This is a genomic window from Opitutaceae bacterium TAV5 (assembly GCA_000242935.3).
GTDB lineage: Bacteria > Verrucomicrobiota > Verrucomicrobiia > Opitutales > Opitutaceae > Geminisphaera.
In genome coordinates this window covers 2,780,063-2,797,591 of sequence record CP007053.1, presented here as the reverse complement: position 1 = coordinate 2,797,591, position 17,529 = coordinate 2,780,063, and the positions used below count along the sequence as shown (strand labels likewise).

At 67.2% G+C, this 17,529-nt stretch carries 15 protein-coding genes and 1 pseudogene; 9 read left to right on the top strand and 7 right to left on the bottom strand.

Annotation, left to right across the window (positions count from 1 at the left end; translation table 11 throughout):
* Nucleotides 1-124 precede the first annotated feature (124 nt).
* From OPIT5_12240 to OPIT5_12215, 6 genes and pseudogenes are all read left to right on the top strand, one after another.
* On the top strand, nucleotides 125-1,549 hold the full coding sequence (locus tag OPIT5_12240) for a hypothetical protein (GenBank protein AHF90862.1): 1,425 nt from the start codon (nucleotides 125-127) through the stop codon (nucleotides 1,547-1,549).
* Nucleotides 1,550-1,713: 164 nt separating this feature from the next.
* Nucleotides 1,714-2,604, top strand: coding sequence for a hypothetical protein (locus OPIT5_12235; protein ID AHF90861.1), 891 nt, complete (start codon nucleotides 1,714-1,716; stop codon nucleotides 2,602-2,604).
* A 37-nt stretch (nucleotides 2,605-2,641) separates the two neighbouring features.
* Nucleotides 2,642-3,426: pseudogene (locus tag OPIT5_12230) on the top strand (N-terminal cleavage protein).
* Between the two features lie 140 nt (nucleotides 3,427-3,566).
* A complete protein-coding gene (locus tag OPIT5_12225) occupies nucleotides 3,567-3,671 on the top strand; it encodes a hypothetical protein (protein AHF90860.1) in 105 nt (34 codons plus the stop codon).
* A gap of 151 nt (nucleotides 3,672-3,822) precedes the next feature.
* Nucleotides 3,823-5,532, top strand: a complete 1,710-nt coding sequence (locus OPIT5_12220; GenBank protein AHF90859.1) for an acetolactate synthase — start codon at nucleotides 3,823-3,825, stop codon at nucleotides 5,530-5,532.
* Between the two features lie 53 nt (nucleotides 5,533-5,585).
* Nucleotides 5,586-5,870: an acetolactate synthase gene (locus OPIT5_12215; GenBank protein ID AHF90858.1), complete on the top strand. Its 285-nt coding sequence runs from the start codon at nucleotides 5,586-5,588 to the stop codon at nucleotides 5,868-5,870.
* A gap of 191 nt (nucleotides 5,871-6,061) precedes the next feature.
* On the opposite strand, the gene OPIT5_12210 is transcribed toward OPIT5_12215, so the two are convergent.
* From OPIT5_12210 to OPIT5_12200, 3 genes are all read right to left on the bottom strand, one after another.
* A complete protein-coding gene (locus OPIT5_12210; GenBank protein AHF90857.1) occupies nucleotides 6,062-6,826 on the bottom strand; it encodes an alpha/beta hydrolase in 765 nt (254 codons plus the stop codon).
* A 169-nt stretch (nucleotides 6,827-6,995) separates the two neighbouring features.
* Nucleotides 6,996-9,197: a thiol:disulfide interchange protein DsbD gene (locus tag OPIT5_12205; protein AHF90856.1), complete on the bottom strand. Its 2,202-nt coding sequence runs from the start codon at nucleotides 9,195-9,197 to the stop codon at nucleotides 6,996-6,998.
* Nucleotides 9,198-9,285: 88 nt separating this feature from the next.
* Nucleotides 9,286-10,755, bottom strand: coding sequence for an excinuclease ABC subunit C (locus OPIT5_12200; protein ID AHF90855.1), 1,470 nt, complete (start codon nucleotides 10,753-10,755; stop codon nucleotides 9,286-9,288).
* 315 nt (nucleotides 10,756-11,070) lie between these two features.
* Between OPIT5_12200 and OPIT5_12195 the strand changes: the two genes are divergently transcribed.
* On the top strand, nucleotides 11,071-12,405 hold the full coding sequence (locus OPIT5_12195; protein ID AHF90854.1) for a hypothetical protein: 1,335 nt from the start codon (nucleotides 11,071-11,073) through the stop codon (nucleotides 12,403-12,405).
* A gap of 15 nt (nucleotides 12,406-12,420) precedes the next feature.
* On the opposite strand, the gene OPIT5_12190 is transcribed toward OPIT5_12195, so the two are convergent.
* From OPIT5_12190 to OPIT5_12180, 3 genes are all read right to left on the bottom strand, one after another.
* Nucleotides 12,421-13,542 (bottom strand): 50S rRNA methyltransferase, encoded by a 1,122-nt coding sequence (locus tag OPIT5_12190; GenBank protein AHF90853.1) that lies wholly within the window; start codon nucleotides 13,540-13,542, stop codon nucleotides 12,421-12,423.
* A gap of 256 nt (nucleotides 13,543-13,798) precedes the next feature.
* Nucleotides 13,799-15,382, bottom strand: coding sequence for a copper transporter (locus OPIT5_12185; GenBank protein AHF90852.1), 1,584 nt, complete (start codon nucleotides 15,380-15,382; stop codon nucleotides 13,799-13,801).
* A 114-nt stretch (nucleotides 15,383-15,496) separates the two neighbouring features.
* A complete protein-coding gene (locus OPIT5_12180; GenBank protein AHF90851.1) occupies nucleotides 15,497-15,667 on the bottom strand; it encodes a hypothetical protein in 171 nt (56 codons plus the stop codon).
* Between OPIT5_12180 and OPIT5_12175 the strand changes: the two genes are divergently transcribed.
* Together OPIT5_12175 and OPIT5_12170 are read left to right on the top strand one after the other, a co-directional pair.
* Nucleotides 15,666-15,824, top strand: coding sequence for a hypothetical protein (locus tag OPIT5_12175; GenBank protein ID AHF94328.1), 159 nt, complete (start codon nucleotides 15,666-15,668; stop codon nucleotides 15,822-15,824). The genes OPIT5_12180 and OPIT5_12175 overlap by 2 nt on opposite strands.
* 147 nt (nucleotides 15,825-15,971) lie before the next feature.
* Entirely contained in the window at nucleotides 15,972-16,298 is a 327-nt protein-coding gene (locus OPIT5_12170) for a membrane protein (GenBank protein ID AHF90850.1), read from the top strand.
* Between the two features lie 78 nt (nucleotides 16,299-16,376).
* Here OPIT5_12170 and OPIT5_12165 read toward each other — a convergent pair whose 3' ends face one another.
* On the bottom strand, nucleotides 16,377-17,297 hold the full coding sequence (locus OPIT5_12165) for a ribosomal protein L11 methyltransferase (GenBank protein AHF90849.1): 921 nt from the start codon (nucleotides 17,295-17,297) through the stop codon (nucleotides 16,377-16,379).
* Nucleotides 17,298-17,529 lie beyond the last annotated feature (232 nt).

Genomic DNA, 17,529 nt, shown 5'->3' with positions numbered 1-17,529 from the left:
TGCTAAATCCTGATGTCCCCAAGCTCCAAACGCCCATTCGTCCTTCAACTTTCCTCTGATCGAACCTCCCCGCTGCCCCACGTTCCTGATTGAACCGCCTCTTTCCCGACCCGACACCCATACCATGAAACCCAACCTCAACTCCCTGCTCTCCACCTGCGGCACTTTTGGCCTCGCTCTCGGCCTGGCGCTTTCCTCTCCGCTCCTCGCCGCCGAGGTCCGCATCAAACAGCGCCTGCCCGTTTCCCCCGTGTGGGCGGGGCATCCGGTCGGCTTCGCGCTCCTCACCGATGCGCCCGCCAACCGGCAGTATGCCGCGTATTATGACGCCGACCGCAACATGGTCGTTGTCTCCCGCGCCCTCGATGCCGGGGTGTGGACGAAAAAAATCCTGCCGTCGAAAATCGGGTGGGATTCCCACAACTACATCACCCTCGCCCTCGACCGCGACGGGCAGCTTCATGTGGTCGGCAACCTGCATGTCACCCCGCTCATCTACTTCCGCACCACGGCGGCGGGCGACATCACGACCCTGGCCGCCATCCCCCGCATGACCGGAGACCGCGAGCAACGGATGACCTATCCGCGGTTTATCGAGGATACCGATGGCAGCCTGATCTTTACTTACCGCGATGGCAGCAGCGGCAACGGCTCCAATCTCTACAACCGTTACGACGAAAAAACAAAATCGTGGTCGCGCCTGCTGGACCTCCCTCTTTTCGAAGGACGGCGTCCGGCCGGAATGCCGCGTCCTCCCCATGACACCGACGACATGATGAACGCCTATGCCGACGGCCCCAAACGCGGCCCCGACGGCTTCTGGCACCTGTCCTGGGTCTGGCGCGACACCCCGGCAGCCGAAACCAATCACGACCTGGGCTACGCCCGCTCCCGTGATCTCCGGCATTGGGAAACCGTGGACGGCCGCCCGGTCACGCTGCCGATCTCCCTGCAAACTCCGGGCGTGATTCTCGATCCCGTGCCGGCCAACGGCGGCATCATCAACGGCAGCGGCAAGCTCGGCTTCGACGACAAGGGCCGCGTGATCGTCGCGTATCACAAATTCGATGACAAGGGCGCGACCCAGCTTTACCTTGCCCGGGCCGAAAACGGCGCCTGGAAAATCAGGCAGGTCACGCAGTGGACGTATCGCTGGGAACCGCGGGGCGGCGGCTCCATCCCCTTCGACATCCGGCACTCCGGCGTGCAGCACGATCCGGCGCTCGGCCTTTACATCTCCATCCACAATGCCCGGCATGGCAGCGGCGTGTTGAAGGTCGATCCGGATACACTCAAGCTCGGTGAAAAGATTCCCGCCGCGCAGGTGCCCGGCCGCCTTCCTCCCGAACTCGGGCACGGCGTCCGTGCTCCGCTTGGCCTGCGCACCGCCGCCGATACGGGAACCGCTCCGGCCGGGCTGCGCTACGTGCTGCGCTGGGAAACGCTGCCGGTAAACCGCGACCGGCCGCGTGAAGGTCCTCCGCCTGAGCCGAGTGCGCTCGAACTCATCGTTCTCGAAACCGCCGCCTCCGCCACACCCGCCCGGTAACCACCCTCCGCTTCCTCCATCGCGCCGGCGACGGCGCGCCCTCCCGCTCTCCCTTTCGACCTTTCGCGTGCGCCCTGATCCGCACGGCCGGGCCTTGCCTTGCCCGCGTGCAGACTGCGGCCCTCCCCCCCCCCGTTCCAGTTCCTTTTTCCTCCCAACCCGTCATGAAAAATAAATACAACATAAAAAAAATCCTGATTCGCCTCCTGTCCGCATCGCTCTGCCTTGTCCCTCTCGGCGCCCGGGCGCAAACGCTGCTGCTTCATTACGATTTCAACCAGCCCGTCGTGGACGGCACGGTGCCCGATCGCTCCGGCAACAACCGCGACGGCACGCTGGCCGGGTCGGCGACATGGGGCGCGGACAAGACCGGCGTCAGCGGCGCGGCCGGCGATCACGCGTTCGACAACACGGCCTCCACCATGGGTCTCAATACCGCACCAACCGGCGGCGGCAGAGTGGGCTACACGCAATCCTTGGACAGCCTCACATCGTTCACGATTTCGATGTGGTTCAAGACCGACGGCGCGCAACCGCTGGCGAGCAGCGCGCGGCTGTTCGACGCCTCCAACGGATTCCTGCTGGCCGGCACAAGCAACGGCAAGTTAAGTTTTAACTACTCCGGCACCGTGCTGGCCGCGAACGCCACCTCCGACCCGATTCTCGCCGCGCAGGATGAATGGGTGTTTGTCGCCGTAACCTGGGATGGCAGCGTGGCGGGCCAGAGCACGGTGAAGATTTATGCCGGGTCTTCCGCGCAGACCGTTTCACTCGTCGCATCGGGCACATCCGCGACCATCGTCGGAGCCCAGAGCCTGGCGGCGCTTTCTTTCGGCGCCACCGGATCGCTGGGGCGCGCCTTTGACGGATGGCTCGACGATATCCGGGTCTATGGAGAAACCTCCGGCGCATCCGGCGCGCTGTCGGCCGAAGCACTCGACGCGATCCGCCTGGCCGGCCTCAGCCAGATCCCGGAGCCGGCAACCTCCGCGACGGTCGCCGGCGGCGTTGCGTTGCTGGTTCTCGCAATGTGCGCGTGCCGCCGGCGGCACTGAGTAGTCAACCCGCGAATACCCGAAATCCATCAACCCGATGCCGGCTCTCCGGACGCCGGCCCTCATTCGCCTGAAAACCATGAAACCCGAAACACCCCGAACTCCCGCCGCATGTGACGGGCTCTGCCCGGTCGCATCTGCCCCGGCCTTTACCCTGATCGAGTTGCTGACGGTCATCGCCATCATCGGCATCCTCGCCGCCATCCTGTGATCCCCACCGTGTCGAAAGTGCGCGAATCGGCCAGACAATCGGTCTGCATCAGCCGGCTGCGGGAGCTGGGCACGGCTTTCCAGCTCCACGCCAACGACCACAAGGACCTCCTGCCCCAGCCCGAAGCCACCGAAAAAACCCGCTGGCCTTTCCATGTGGCGCCCTACGTCGGGCCATGGCAGATTCGCTGGACGGACGGCAAGATGGACGGCCTGGTCGATGTGGACATCAGGCTTTTCTACAAGGAGCCTGTCTTCCGGGACCCGGCCAACGCCTATAACCCCGACAACTCCGCATCGGGAACTTTCGGATACAACATCAACCTTGAAACCCGATCCGTCCGCGTGAGCGACCTGTCTGCGCCGGGTTATTTTCCGGTGATGAGCACCAGCCAGGGCGATGTCGGCGGGGGGTTGCGGATGAATCCGGGCGGACCGTCACCCAAGGCGACGAAACTCGGCTACACCGGCACGACCAGCCAGTTCGGACCGGCGCCCAACTACGGTCGCAAGGCGGTGTTCCTCTTCGCCGACTGGCATGTCAAGGCGCACGATGTCTGCGACGCCAGCGCCTGGCCATGGAACGATCCCGATGCGTTCGCGGTGAAATAGCGGCGGCAAATCGCGAAGCTCCCGGAAACCGGCAACCCTCTTTGCTCCGCCCGGTTATCCCCTCTCCATCGCAGGCCTTTTTTCCATGTCTTGACATGCTCCGCGCATCTGTGCATCCGTTTTCGCCTCGACAGAAACCAATGAAACTCTCCGGCACCAACGCCCTCGTCATGATCCTCGGCCTCGTACTCGTAGCCGTCGTCGTAGTCGTCGTGCCCGCCGCGCGCCGAGAGGGTTTCTGCTAAAACAGATCACTTTTGCCCCCTCTGGCGTCACCGCCGGAGGGGGCTTTTTTTCGCCCCAAAAAACTCCGGCGACGACGGCAAGGACGGCATCCCGCACCACACGCACCGCGAAACCAACGCCTGCCATCCTCCAACACCAACGTCACCGAAAATGAACTACACCGGAGCCACCCTCCTGACAAAATTGCTCGAACGCCAGGGCATCACGCAACTGCCCGGCATCCCGGGCGGCGCGATCCTGCCCTTTTACGACGCGCTTCACGACAGCCGCATCACCCACATCCTCGCCCGCCACGAACAGGGCGCGGGTTTCATCGCCCAGGGCATGGCCCGCGTCACCGGCCGCGCCGCCGCCTGCGTCGCCACCTCCGGGCCCGGCGCCACCAACCTGCTCACCGCCATCGCCGACGCGCGGCTCGACTCCATCCCGCTCGTCGCCCTCACCGGCCAGGTGCCGCAATCGCTCATCGGCACCGACGCCTTTCAGGAAGTCGATACCTACGGCCTCACCGTCCCGATCACCAAACACAATTTCCTCGTGCGCGACGTCGCCGAGTTGCCGGAAATCGTGCCGCTCGCCTTCGAACTCGCCGAATCCGGCCGCCCCGGCCCCGTGCTCATCGACCTGCCCAAGGACGTGCAGACCGCCTCCATCGCCATCGCCGACGATGCGCTCCCCGCGCCCGGCGGACGCATCGCGGCTCCCGCCTGTCCGGAGGCCCGTATCGACGAACTGGCGACGCTGCTCGCCTCCGCCCGCCGTCCGGTTCTCTATTTCGGCGGCGGCATCATCGCGGCCAACGCTTCCGGCGACGCCCGCGAACTGGCCCGCCGCCTCGCCGCGCCCGTGGTCTGCACGCTCAACGCCCTCGGCTCGATCGCCGCCGACGATCCGCACTTCATGGGCATGCTCGGCATGCACGGCACCCGCGCCACACACACGATCCTCGACGAGGCCGACGTGCTCCTCGCCATCGGCGCGCGTTTCGACGACCGCGCCACCGGCAAGGTCGCCGAGTTCTGCCCGCGCGCCACCATCGCGCATATCGACATCGACCGCGCCGAGATCGGGAAAATCAAAAAACCTTTCCTCGGCCTCGAAGGCGACGCTGCCGACATCCTCCGCCGCCTGCTCGCCCGGCTGCCGGGAAATGCCACCCGCATCTCTCGCGAACGTGCCGCCTGGCTCGCCCGCGCCGCCGCCCTGCGCGACGCGCATCCGCTGCACCATCCGCCGCGGGAAACCGAGCCGCTCCATCCGGTCAACCTCTGCCGTTTCCTCGGCGAAACCCTGCCGCCCGACGCCATCGTCACGACCGATGTCGGCCAGCACCAGATGTGGGTGGCGCAGGCCTGGCCCTTCCGCGAGCCGCGCACCTTCCTCACTTCCGGCGGACTCGGCACGATGGGCTTCGGCCTGCCCGCCGCCATCGGCGCCGCGCTGGCCGCGCCCGGCCGCCGCGTGGCCTGCGTCAGCGGCGACGGCTCGCTGCTCATGAACATCCAGGAACTCGCCACCCTCGCCGACCACGACCTGCCGGTGGCCGTCCTCGTGTTCAACAACGCCCACCTCGGCCTCGTCCGCCAGCAGCAGGAGCTGTTTTTCAACCGGCGCTACGCTGCCTCGCGGTTCGACACCGGCCCGGATTTCGCGGCGCTGGCGCGCGCCTTCGGCGTGCGCGGCCACCGCATCGCCGCCAATTCCCGCGACCCGCTCGCCGAGATCGCCGACGCGCTCTCGCGCCCCGGTCCCTGCGTCATCGACATCCCGATACATGATGCGACCAACGTGCTGCCGATGGTGCCGCCCGGCGCCGCCAACCGCCAGACGATCGAGCACCATCATCTGGCGACGGCATAACGCAGGCCCGCGCATCCTCTCGCCGCCATACCGAACGACAAACCGTCATCACCATGTCTTCCATCATTCTCGATCTCCGTGTGCGCAACCATCCCGGCGCCATGTCGCACATCACCGGCCTGTTCGCGCGCCGCGCCTTCAACCTGGAGGCGATCCGGTGCGCGCCCGTCGGCGACGGCGCCGAAAGCCGCATGTTCCTGCTCGTGGCCGACACGCCTCGCCTCGAACAGATCGAACGCCAGCTCGCCAAACTCCACGACGTGCTCGCCGTCCGCCCGCGTCCGGATTTGCCGGCGACGTTTTTCCGGATCGAGGAGGCGGCTGCTGTCACTCCGTGACCGGACCGCCGGTTGTTGAATGGCCACAAAAAACACGAAAAAACAGGCCGCGCATGAAACCCTCCATCGCGCCTATAGGCGCACGGGGGACTCCCGCCGGGCAAAAGAGAAGTTTTGTGTTTTTTGTGGCCATTCCTTCGGTTTCGGTACTCTGCGGCCTTGTGTAAAAAACACGGCGAGCGATGCCGGTACTAAAACCGTCCCGTCCGCAAAAACGCGTTCACCGCGGCCAGCGTGCGTTTTCGCCACATCAGCCAGGTGTGCGAGTACGGCAGCACGAGGTGCGCCGCCTCGCCGTCGAGGTGCGTGCGCGCCACGGCCACCTTGCCGTCGTCGTCGCCCGGAATCAGCGACGAATAAAGCGGGTTCCACGAAAAGCTCCCGGCAATCACGCCGATCTCCACGCCGGCCGGCGCGGGTCCAAGCCGGGTGACGATGCTCGCCTCGCCCGTCGCCGCGGTGCCGAGCTGGCCGCCGGCCGGGCCGTTGATCCATTGAAAAAGCCGCCAGTCGCCGAGCCGGTCCACGATTTCGCTGCCGGTGTTGGGTGGAGCCAGCATGACCACGCGTCCGAGCCGCGCCGGCACGCCGTGGACGGCGATGTACTGCCGCAAAAGGATGCACCCCAGCGAATGCGCCACCACATGGATGCGCCCGCCGCTGGCCGCGTCTTGCGCCGGGTCCACACCGCCCGCCGCGCTTTCGGCAAACACGGGGCCGAACACCTGCTCCGCCAGTTCCTCGACGGTCGCCCCTCGCGAGGGATAACCGGGATTGCGCACCGTGTAACCCTCGGCCCGTAGCGATCCCGCAATCCTCGCCATCGACGGCGGATGCCGCGCCAGCCCGTGCAGCACGATCACGGTATCGGCAGGAACAGAAGAGGCGGTCGCGGCGAGGGTACTCATAAGGAGGAGAGTGAGGGCGAAAACACGTGACATCGGGAGCGGCGGCATGGTTGCCGCTGCATGCGGGCGCGGCAAAGTTTTTCGTGAAGCGTAAGTCCACCGGGACTCCCTCGGCATTGAAATCGGCATGGCAGGAGCCGTAGGGGCGCACTTCACGTGCGCCCGTTGATGATCATCGGAGCGTCGTCCCGCAAACGGGCGCACGTGAAGTGCGCCCCTACGACTCCTGCTTCGCCCCGACCGCCTTCAGCACGATGTCGGGCGTGAGCAGCTCGGGCAGCGGCTGCGGCGCGTCATGGCCGGGCAGATACACGAGGTTGAACGGCACCGTGGCGCGGTTCCAGCGCGCGAGTTCTTCGGTGATGCGCTGGTCCTGGTTCGTCCAGTCGGCGCGCAGCGTGGCGATGTTTTTGTCGCGGAAAACACGCAGCACCTCGCCGGAGCCAAAAACGAGTTTTTTGTTGGTCTGGCAGGTGAAACACCAGCGCGCGGTGAAATCCACGTAGATCGGGCGGCCTTCCTTTTGCAACTCGGCCACGCGTTCCGGGCTCCATTCTTCCCAGACGATATCGGTCGGCGCGGCAGGGCGCGGCCAGCCCAGCGCGGTGCCGGCCGCGAGCAGGAGCACGCCGCCGGCGATGCCGATCCGCACGCGCCGGGAGGGTGCGCCGGGCGCCGCGTAGCGTCCGTAAAACCACACCGCCAGCGCCACCGTGGTGAGCCCGAAAATCGTCATCAGCAGCGCCTGTTCCTCCACCTGCCCGGCCAGCACCCAGACGAGGCCGCCGACCGTCGCGTAGAGCGGGAACGCCATCACCTGCTTGAACGTCTCCATCCACGCGCCCGGCCGCGGCAGGAGTTTTATCGCCTCGGGAAACGCCGAAAGCAGCAGGTAGGGAGCGGACAACCCGAGCGCGATGGCGGTGAACAACAGAAACGACGGCCCCGTCGGCAAGGCCAGCGCCGCCCCGAGCGCGGGCGCGAGAAACGGCGCGGCGCACGGCGTGGCCACGACCGTGGCGAGCAGCCCGGTGAAGAACGACCCGGCACTGCCGCCCTTCGATTGCAGGCGCGCGCCCACGCCCGTCGCCGAAAGCCCGAACTCGAACACGCCGCTCAGGCTGAGCGCGAAAACGAGCAGCACCACCGCCATCACGAAAATGAACACCGGCGATTGCAGCTGGAAGCCCCAGCCGAGCTGTTGTCCGCCCGAACGCAGCACCGCCAGCACCGCGGCCAGCGCCCAGAACGAAACGAGTACCCCCGCCGTGAAAGTCAGCCCATGCACCACAACCTTGCGACGGTCGGAGCCGGCCTGGTTGACGAAACCGAGGATTTTGATGCCGAGCACGGGAAACACGCACGGCATGAGGTTGAGGATGAGTCCGCCGAGAAACCCGAGCGCGAGCTGCGCGCCGAAGGTCGGCACCGCGGTCGTGGTGACGCCGCCGCTGCCGACGATTTCCAGACCGCCGGTACCGACGACACCCGCCGGGGAGGTTTCAATCGGCACATCGACAAGGAAACCCGCGACGGCTCCGTCCGCCCCGGTGGTGCGGAGCACGCCCTTGAGCCGCTCGCCGGTGCCGGGTTCGGCGGCGGGGGAGACCTTGAGAGCGAGCGTCCATTCGCGTTTGCCGCCGGCCTTGCCGGAATCGGCGGCAGCAGCACCGGAGGTGGCAGGCTGCGGCTCCTCGTAAGCGATAAAACCGTCGTCCGAGAAAAACCAGAGCCCGTCGGATGACGGCCACGGGCGGGCGGCGTCGGCGGTGGCGGAGAGGCGCAGGCCCACGGTGTTGCCGGCGCGCACGGCCGCCACGCTCCAGCCTTCGGGCAACGCGCGCGGCAGGTCGGCGACGGCGGCCGTGACCGCTTCACCGTATTCCGGATCGGGCGCGGGCGGTTCGGCGCGGACGGGGCGGGCAAGTTCGAGCGTGGCCTCGCCGGGTTTGCAGACGTCGGCGCACATCAGCCAGCCGGCCTTGACGCGAAGCGTGACGGTTTCTCCCGGCTTCAGGTCTGCGGGCGGGGTGAGCGTGACCGGCAGGTACGCGACTCCCTCGTAGCCGTTGCCCGTGATGTCACCGGCGGTGGTGCGGGTGAGTTGCGGCGTGGGCCAGCGGATGTCGCCGGCTTTCCAGCCCGCGGGCAGTTGCCATTCGAGGGAGGTCGGGTAGCCGGTGCCGGGGTTGATCCAGTAGGTGTGCCAGTGCTCCTCGTGTTCGAGCCGGAGCGCGACCGTGAACGGCTCGCCCGGCCGGATCGAGGCATCGGCGGCCACGAGGCTGGCCTTGACCTGGGCACGGGCCGCCGGAAGTGCGGCGCCCAGGGCGATGACGACGGCAAACGCGATGGCAAAACCGGAAAACGGACGGCGCAGGCGGAACGGGTACGGCAGGCAAGACGGACGAGACAACATTTGCGCGCACGGTAGCCAGTTGCGGACGCGATGCAAACGCGGGCGGCGCAGAGCACATGACGGAGCGGCGGCATGAATGCCGCCGCTCCTACGAATGCAGCCACGCATGCAGCTCCGCCGCCAGCTTCGGGCCGAAGCCGGGGACCTCGCGGATCTGTTCCTCGGTGGCGGCGCGCAGGCGGTCGATGTCGCCAAAATGCGCGAGCAACGCGGCGCGGCGCACGTCGCCGAGTCCCTCGAAATCGTCGAGCACGCTCTCGCGGATTTTTTTCGAACGCAGGTCGGCGTTATACGTGTTGGCGAAACGGTGCGCCTCGTCGCGCAGGCGCTGCAGGAGGCCGAGCGCGGGGTGCGCGAGCGGGAGGTTGAGCGGGGGGCGCTCGTCGGGGAAGATGATCGTCTCGTGTTTCTTCGCCAGGCCGATGAGCGCGGGCGGCTCGGCCTCGATGAGCGCAAAGGCCTTGAGCGCGGCGCCGATCTGGCCGCGTCCGCCGTCGATCACCACGAGATCGGGAAACGGTTTTCCTTCCTCGCGCAGGCGGCGGTAACGGCGGCCGACGACTTCCTCCATCGCCCGGAAATCGTCGTTGCCGATGAAACTTTTTATCTGGAAACGCCGGTAGTTGTTCTTGTCGGGCCGGCCGTCGGCGAAGTGCACCATCGAGGCCACGACAAACGTGCCGCTGATGTGCGAGATGTCGAAGCACTCCAGCGTGCGCGGCGGGGCGGGCAGGCCGAGCGCCTCGCCGAGCGCGCGCATGGCGTCGGTGTCGGTGGCGACCACGGGGTGGTTGCGCTCGAACTTGCGCGTTTTCTGCAACGTGCCTTCGAGCGCGAAAACGATGTCGCGCAGCTCGGCGGCTTTTTCGAATTCGTGCTTCCCGGCGGCGGCGGCCATCTCCTCGCGGAGCTGCGCGAGCCATTCGCGGGATTTGCCGTCGAGAAACGCGCAGGCTTCCTCGACGCGCGCGCGGTAGTCGGCCTCGGTGACTTCGTTGGGCCAGCCGTAGAGTTCCTGGCGCACGTCGTCGTAGAGTTGCCAGCGTCCGTCGGGCAGGAGGCGCGGGGTGGCGTCGCCGAGCAGGATGCCGAACTGGCGGCGCATCTGCGCGAGCGTTTTCCGCAACAGGCCGCTGTGGGCGAAGGGGCCGAAGTGGCGGGAGCGGGTGTCCTTGCGCAGGCGCGTGAGGCGGAAGCGCGGGAGCGGCTCGGCGGGATCGACGCGGACGAGGAGGAAGCGTTTGTCGTCGGTAAAGTCGGTGTTGTATTTGGGCCGCCACTCCTTGATGAGCCGGCCTTCGAGCAACAGCGCCTCGGGCTCGGACTTCACCTCGATGGTGTCGAAATTGGCGATGAGGCTGATGAGGGTGCGGATTTTCGGATGCAGCTCGCGGGCGGCGCGCGAGGGCATGAAGTACGACGACACGCGCTTCTTGAGGCTCTTGGCCTTGCCGACGTAGATGATGCGGCCGAGGCGGTCGCGCATGAGGTAGACTCCCGGCTTGTCGGGCAGGTGGCGGACCTTTTCCTTGAGGTTGACGGGCTCGGCTTCGGGCATCGGACAAAGCTGAAGGCCGAAGGTCGAAGGCTGAAAGCCGAAAAAATCACCGGCGGGCGGCGTCCGGAGCGCAGAGGGGATGGCCACAAAAAGCACAAAAATCCCGTTTGCCCGGCGAGAATCCCCCCGCGCGCTTATAAGCGCGATGGAGGGCTCCATGCGCGGCGTGTTCTTTTATGTTTTTTGTGGCCATCCCTTTGGACGCAGCAGCTCCGGGTCAGAAAATGCCCACTGATTGGCAAACGAGGCGGCGGGTTGGCCTTTGCCCGGCGGATACCGGACAGGCTCTGATTAGCAGACCTGATTTCCCGGATCATGACTATCACTGTACAAACCCGTCTCGCCGCCATCGCGTTTCTGGCGTCGGCCCTTCCCGCCGCACCGCTCGCCGCTGCGGAGGATCCGGCGGCAGCGGCCGCGCCGGTGGCCGCCGCCCCGTCATGGACCCTGAAGATCACCGGACAGGTCCGGTTCTCCTGGGATTCCAACCTCTATCTGCAAAACCGCGGCACGCCCGCCAACCCCGCCGTCGCCGCCCCGGCCAAGGCCGACGCCTTTGCCGGCTCCGTGCTCGCCGGCATCGGCACGACGCACCCGTTTTCCGGCCTCGGGAAATTCGAGGCCGGCTACTCGGCCGAGTACACCGGCTACTCCGATTACCACGACGAAAACCACACCGATCACCGCCTCCACGCCAGCCTCGCCGGCAAGGACGGTTTCTGGAAATGGGATGTGCGTGCCAGCGCCCTGCTCACCGACGGCGCCGACCGCGGTCCCGTTTACGACCGGCCCGGCGGCAGCCCCGCCATCGGCGCGGCCACGGTTCGCGACCGTCGCGACCAGCTCGTGCTCCGGACCGACGGCAAGCTCACGCGCGAACTCGACGGCGGCTTCGTGCGCGGGGTGTTCGCCGCCATGTATCAGGATTTTTATACCAGGAACATCCGGCCGGCGGTCCTGCCCGGCTACTGCAACTACGTGGACCGCGCCGAAGCGTGGGCCGGGATCGAGCGCGGCTGGACGCTTCCGGGGACGCGGGATTTTGCGCTGGTGGCCTCGCTGCGCGGCGGCGGCCAGTGGCAGGACGAGTTGTCGTGGGTCGATGTCAATTCGTCCAACCTCTTCCTGCGTCCGCTCGTCGGCGTGGAAGGAAAACTCTCGCCGACGCTCACGCTCGGCCTGTTTGCCGGTCCCGATTTTCGCCGTTACACGAGCGACATGCCGCGCACGGGCGACGACGACCGCCACCCCGTCCTGCCCTACACCGAAGGCAACCTGCGCTGGGAAGCCACGGAGGCGGACACGCTGACCGTGAAGCTGAAATCCCACCGCTGGGTGAGCGCAAGCGGCAGCACGGCGTATGACTATACGTCGCTCGATCTGCAATGGACGCACCGGTTCGACGAGCGCTGGAGCGCGCGGGCCGGCTACTGGTTCCAGTCCGGCGACTGGCGCGACAGCGTGGACGCGCCCGCAGCGCGCAACGACTGGATTCACACGGTGACGGCGGGTGTCACGCGCACATTTGCCGAAGGCACCACGCTGGATTTCTCGGTGCTGTGCGACATCGGCGATTCGCGCGTCGCCGGCAATCCCGGCCGCGAATACGAGGACTGGCAGGCTGCGGTGACGCTGCGGCATGCGTGGTAAGCGGGGGCGGAAGGATCAGCGCTGCGTCGCCAGTTGGCCGCAGCCGGCGCCGATGTCGATGCCGCGGCGCTGGCGGACGGTGCTGGGCAGGCCGTAGTCCGCAAGCACGGACTGGAAACGCTTCGCCGCCTCGACGCGCGTCGGTCCGCCGGCGTATCCGGAAGTCGGATTCAGCGGGATGAGGTTCACCTGCGCCTGCAACCCGCGCAACAGCCGGCCTACGGCGTGCGCCTGGTCGGGGCCGTCGTTTTTGCCCTCGATCAGCGTCCATTCGAAAAAGATGCGGCGCTGCTGTTTTTCGACGTAGTAGCGGCACGCCTCCATCAGCGCGTCGAGCGGCCAGGCGCGGGCGGCGGGGACGAGCGCGGCCCGTTCCTCCTGCGTCGCGCCGTGCAGCGACACGGCGAGGTGGACGGGGCGCTCTTCGTCGGCGAGGCGGACGATGCCGGGCACCACGCCGACCGTGGACAGGGTGATCTTGCGCGCGCCGAGGGCGAGGCCGTTGCCGTCGCGCAGGATGTCGAGGGCGCGCATGACGGCGTCGTAATTGTGCAGCGGTTCGCCCATGCCCATGAGCACGATGTTGCGGAGGCGTTCGTGGCGGTGGTGCGGGGAGGCGTTGTCCGGCTCGGCGAGCGCGGGGGCTTCATCGCGGCCGGAAAGCGCGGCGGCGGCCGTTTCGCGGAGCACGCGGTCCACGTGCATCACCTGCGCGACGATCTCGCCGGCGGTGAGGTGGCGCGTGTAGCCCATCTGGCCGGTGGCGCAGAAGACGCAACCCATCGCGCAGCCGACCTGCGAACTCACGCATGCCGTCACGCGGCCGGTGTAGCGCATGAGCACGGTCTCGATCTCGCGGCCGTCGCGCAGGGCGAGCAGGTATTTTCGGGTAAACCCGTCGGAGGAATGCGTTTCGCGGGCGACGGCGAGACGGCCGAAGGCGGTTTCCGCTTCCAGACGGGCGCGCAGCCGATCCGGCAACTCGGGCATGGCGGCGAGGTGGTCCGCGCCTTCGAGGTAGAGGTACGACCAGAGCCGCGCGGCATGCACCGGGCTGATGCCCCACGACTCCACCCGCGCCCGGAGTTCCGGGCGGGTGAGATCGTAGAGGTTGGTCGGTTCGGTGGTGGCGGTCATCGGTCGGGCGTGGCGGACGGTGGTGTAGTTGCGGAAACGGCACGGAAGCAAACGCAGAGAGCGGGGATTTTGATTCTTCGGGCGTTTCGACGGGAAAGCCGGGAGGTCCGGAGCCGGAAAATTGAACGAATACTCCCGCTAACCGGATGCCCGGAATCTTCCGGATTTTTACACAAAGGCCGCAAAGAGCGCAAAGGATTGCCAGTTATCTCCTTCGCGTCCTTTGCGAGCTTTGTGTAAAAAGGACATCGCGGCCTTACCCGCGCCGCTCCAGTCGCAGGCCGCTGCGGAGCAGGTCGAGGGCCTTGCCGCGAAACACCACGACGTCGGCCCGCGTGCGCGCCTGGCCCTGTGCGCGCCAGCAGCCGTCGGCGTCGAGTTCGTCCTGGTCGATGATGGAGCCGGCCGGGAGCACCCGCGCGGCGGACGGGCCCTCCGCCGGCACGAGTTCCAGTTCGCCTTCCGTCACATAAAAAAACGCCCGGCACCGGTCGCCGCGCTTGAAGAGCAGTTCGCCCGGTTCGAGGTGGATCGAGCGCAGGATGTCCTCGGGCGGCGGCAGCAGCAGGCTCAGGTCGCGCGGGAAAACGAGCTCGAACGTCCAGTCCACCATCACGCGCAGCTTGCGCAGCAGGCCGGGGAGCTTGGCGAGGTAAACCGAACGCCACATCCACCAGGCGATGAATCCGCTGAAATGAAACCCGAATACCTCCGCCACGGCCTCGCGTTCGCCGATCGTCGCCATCTGCCCGAGGTAGCGGTAGGTGAACGGACGCAGCGCCGGCTCCGTGCCGGAGGGCGCGCGGAGCACGCGGACGAGGTTGAGCGCGAGTTGCCGGCCCTGGCGCAGGGCGAGTTGTGCGGTGGGCGGGGCGATTTTCTGTTCGCCGCGGTCGTCCCAGAGCACCGAGGCGCAGTCGCCGGCCGTCCACAGGTGCGCCTGCCCGCGCACGCGGAGCGTCGGCTCGGCAGGCACACGGCCGCGCTCCAGGGGCAGGCCGATCTGCCGGCAGAGGTCGCTGACCACCGGGTGCGTCGCGTTGCCGATGGTGGAGACGACGGTGTGCGCCTCGATCTCGTCGCCGTTTTCGAACATCACTTTCGAGGCCGTCACCGCCGCCACCCGCGTCGAGAGCAGCACCTCGATGCCGCGCCGCCGCAGCACGCGTTCGGCATGGGCGCCGAGCTTGGGCCCGATCTCCGCGAGCAGGGAATCGTGACTGTGAACGAGCAGCACGCGCACGCGCGAGGCGCGCAGGTTGGCGTAGAAGCGGAGCGACTCGTGGATAAAATCGAAGAGCTGGCCGGCGGTTTCCACACCGGTGTAACCGCCGCCCACGACGACGAAGGTCAGCAGCCGCTGCCGGATGGTGTCGTCGGCCACGAGGTTGGCCTCCTCCAGGCGGTTGATGAGGGCGGCGCGCAGGCGCAGGGCGTCGGCCACGGATTTCATCGGCCAGCCGTGCTCCGCCATGCCGGGCACGCGGCTCAGGTCGGTGACGCTGCCGAGGGTGAGCACGAGGTGGTCGAAACTCACCTGGTGGTTGCGCGTGAAACGGCCGCCGTCGAGCGTGAGCGTGCGCGTCGGCCAGTCGATGTGGTTGATCGCGCCTTGCAGCACGTCCACGTGGCGGCACATCTGGCGGAGCGGCTGCACGACGTCCGCCGGCATGAGCGACGAGCCGGCGACCTCGGCCAGCATCGGCTGGAAAACGAGGACGTTGCGCTCGGCGATCAGGGCCACCCGTTTCACCCCTTCGGCGCCGAGAGCCTTGCCGAGGGTTTTTGCACAGTAGGCGCCGGCGAATCCGCCGCCGGCAATCACGACATCGTAACGCATGACGTTAACCGGTAACGCAACACCGCGACAAGGCGAGCCGCCTTGCCAAAAGATACGGCAAGGTCGTCAGGGAGTTCTGTACGCCGCCTCCCCTGCCTGCGACGCCGGCCCAGCTCATGTGCAACCGCGCAGGAGGAAAAAGATGAGCAGCACGGGCAACGGCACGCCCAGCAGCCAGAGCAGGATCCAGCCGATCTTGCCGGCGTCGGAGCGCCGGGAGGTTCGACGGCCGTTCTGGCTGGCCGGCGGGTTTTCCGGGGTCTCGGGTGGGTGCAGGGTATCCATGGTCGTCTTCATGATGGCCTTCCGGTTTCGGATTGCGGGCCTGACGTGGCAGGTGTTCTGGCGGGATTGCCGGCTCCGGAAACAAACCCGTCCTGAGTTTTCAGCGTATCATCCTACCGGTTCGGGCGGCATGTGCAACTATCAGGACCAGATATAGCTGTCGCCCCTCTTCCCTCTCCCTCCTCTTCTTCTGTCCGCCCGGTTGCCGGGCACCGGCCCGACTGCGCGGGGCACGTTGCGAAATGCACGCTTCTGCGTAGCGGTGGCGGACAACCATCACAAATTTCTCTCCCTGTTTCCAGCCATGAACACACTCAAGACTACCACCGGCCGGCTGCGGATTGCCGGCTGGCTCGAAGGCATCTCGTTTCTCCTGCTGCTCGGCGTGGCCATGCCGCTCAAGTACCTCGCCGGCCAGCCGCAGGCGGTGCGCGTCGTCGGCATGGCGCACGGCATCCTGTTCCTGCTCTACGTGTGGCTGGCGATCCAGGCCGCGCTGGAGCTCAAGTGGACGTGGAAACGCACGGCGGTCGTCCTCGTCGCCAGCCTGCTCCCTGCCGGCCCGTTTGTCGTGGATGCGCGGATACTGCGTGACGAGGAAAGGGCGGAAGCGGCGAGGGCGGTTTCGTAGGGGCGCACTTCATTCACGTGCGCCCGTTCACGAAATGAAGCTCCGGTGATCATCAACGGGCGCACGTGAAGTGCTCCCCTACGCTTTCTGCGCCGGCCGCGTCAACGCCACATCGCTCCACTCGCCCATCACGCGGTGCTCCGTCCGCCAGCCGCCCGTTGCGGGGGCGAAGGCCGCGCGCACCTGCTCGTTCTCGTGCGCGAGGATGCCGCTGAGCACGAGCAAGCCGCCGGGCGCGACCGCCCCGACGAGCGGTTTGACGAAACGCATGAGCACGTCGGCCTGGATGTTGGCGAGCACGATGTCGGCCGTCCGGCCGGCGAGCCCGCTGACGAGGTCGCCCTCGTAAAACCGCACGGCTCCGGCGAGTTCGTTGAGCGCGGCGTTTTCCCGGCTCACGCGGATCGCTTCGGGGTCGTTGTCGAACGCGTCCACCTCGCGAAATCCCAGCCGCGCCGCCGACAGCGCGAGGATGCCCGACCCGCAGCCGGCGTCGATCACGCGCCTGCCGTCCAGGCCGCTGCCGTCGGCCGCGGCAGCGGCGTATGCCTCGGCCTGGCGCACCAGCCGCTCCACGCAGAGGCGTGTGGTCTCGTGGTTGCCCGTGCCGAAGGCCAGCCCCGGATCGAGCCAGATCGCGCCGTCGCCGGCCGGCAGCGTGTACCGGTCGCGTTCCCAGACCGGCACCCAGTGCAGCCGGCCGAATTGCCACGGGTGGAAATGCGCCTTGTAGCTGTCGCGCCAGTCCTGGTCGGCCAGCGCACGGATCGCCGGTTCCTCCGGCGCGGCGATATCGCGGACCAGCGGCGCAAGCTCCTGCCAGCGCGCGCGGGCCTCGGCTTCGGAGTCCGACAGAAAAATGCCGACGATCCACGCCCGGTTGACGATCACGTCCTGCAACAGGCTCCAGCCTTCGACGCCCAGTTCGAGCAGGATGTCGTCGACGGCATCGGCGGCTTCGGGGCGAATTGCGGTTTTGATTTCGTAAAGGGCGCTCATGGAGGAAAGGGCTGAACGCTCAACGCCGAACGCTCAACTCCCAACATTCAGGTCCCGCCGGGAGTGGCACGGGGTTTTACCGCCAGGCAGCCGTGACACGTCAGAGCGGAGAGGCAACGGTTGCGGGCGGGACGCCCGCGCCACACGGAGAGGCGCCGTCCACGGGCAGGGATGCCCGTGCCACTTTTACCGCCAATCTGCCAATCCGGCTGCCACCCCTTCCGGTTACATC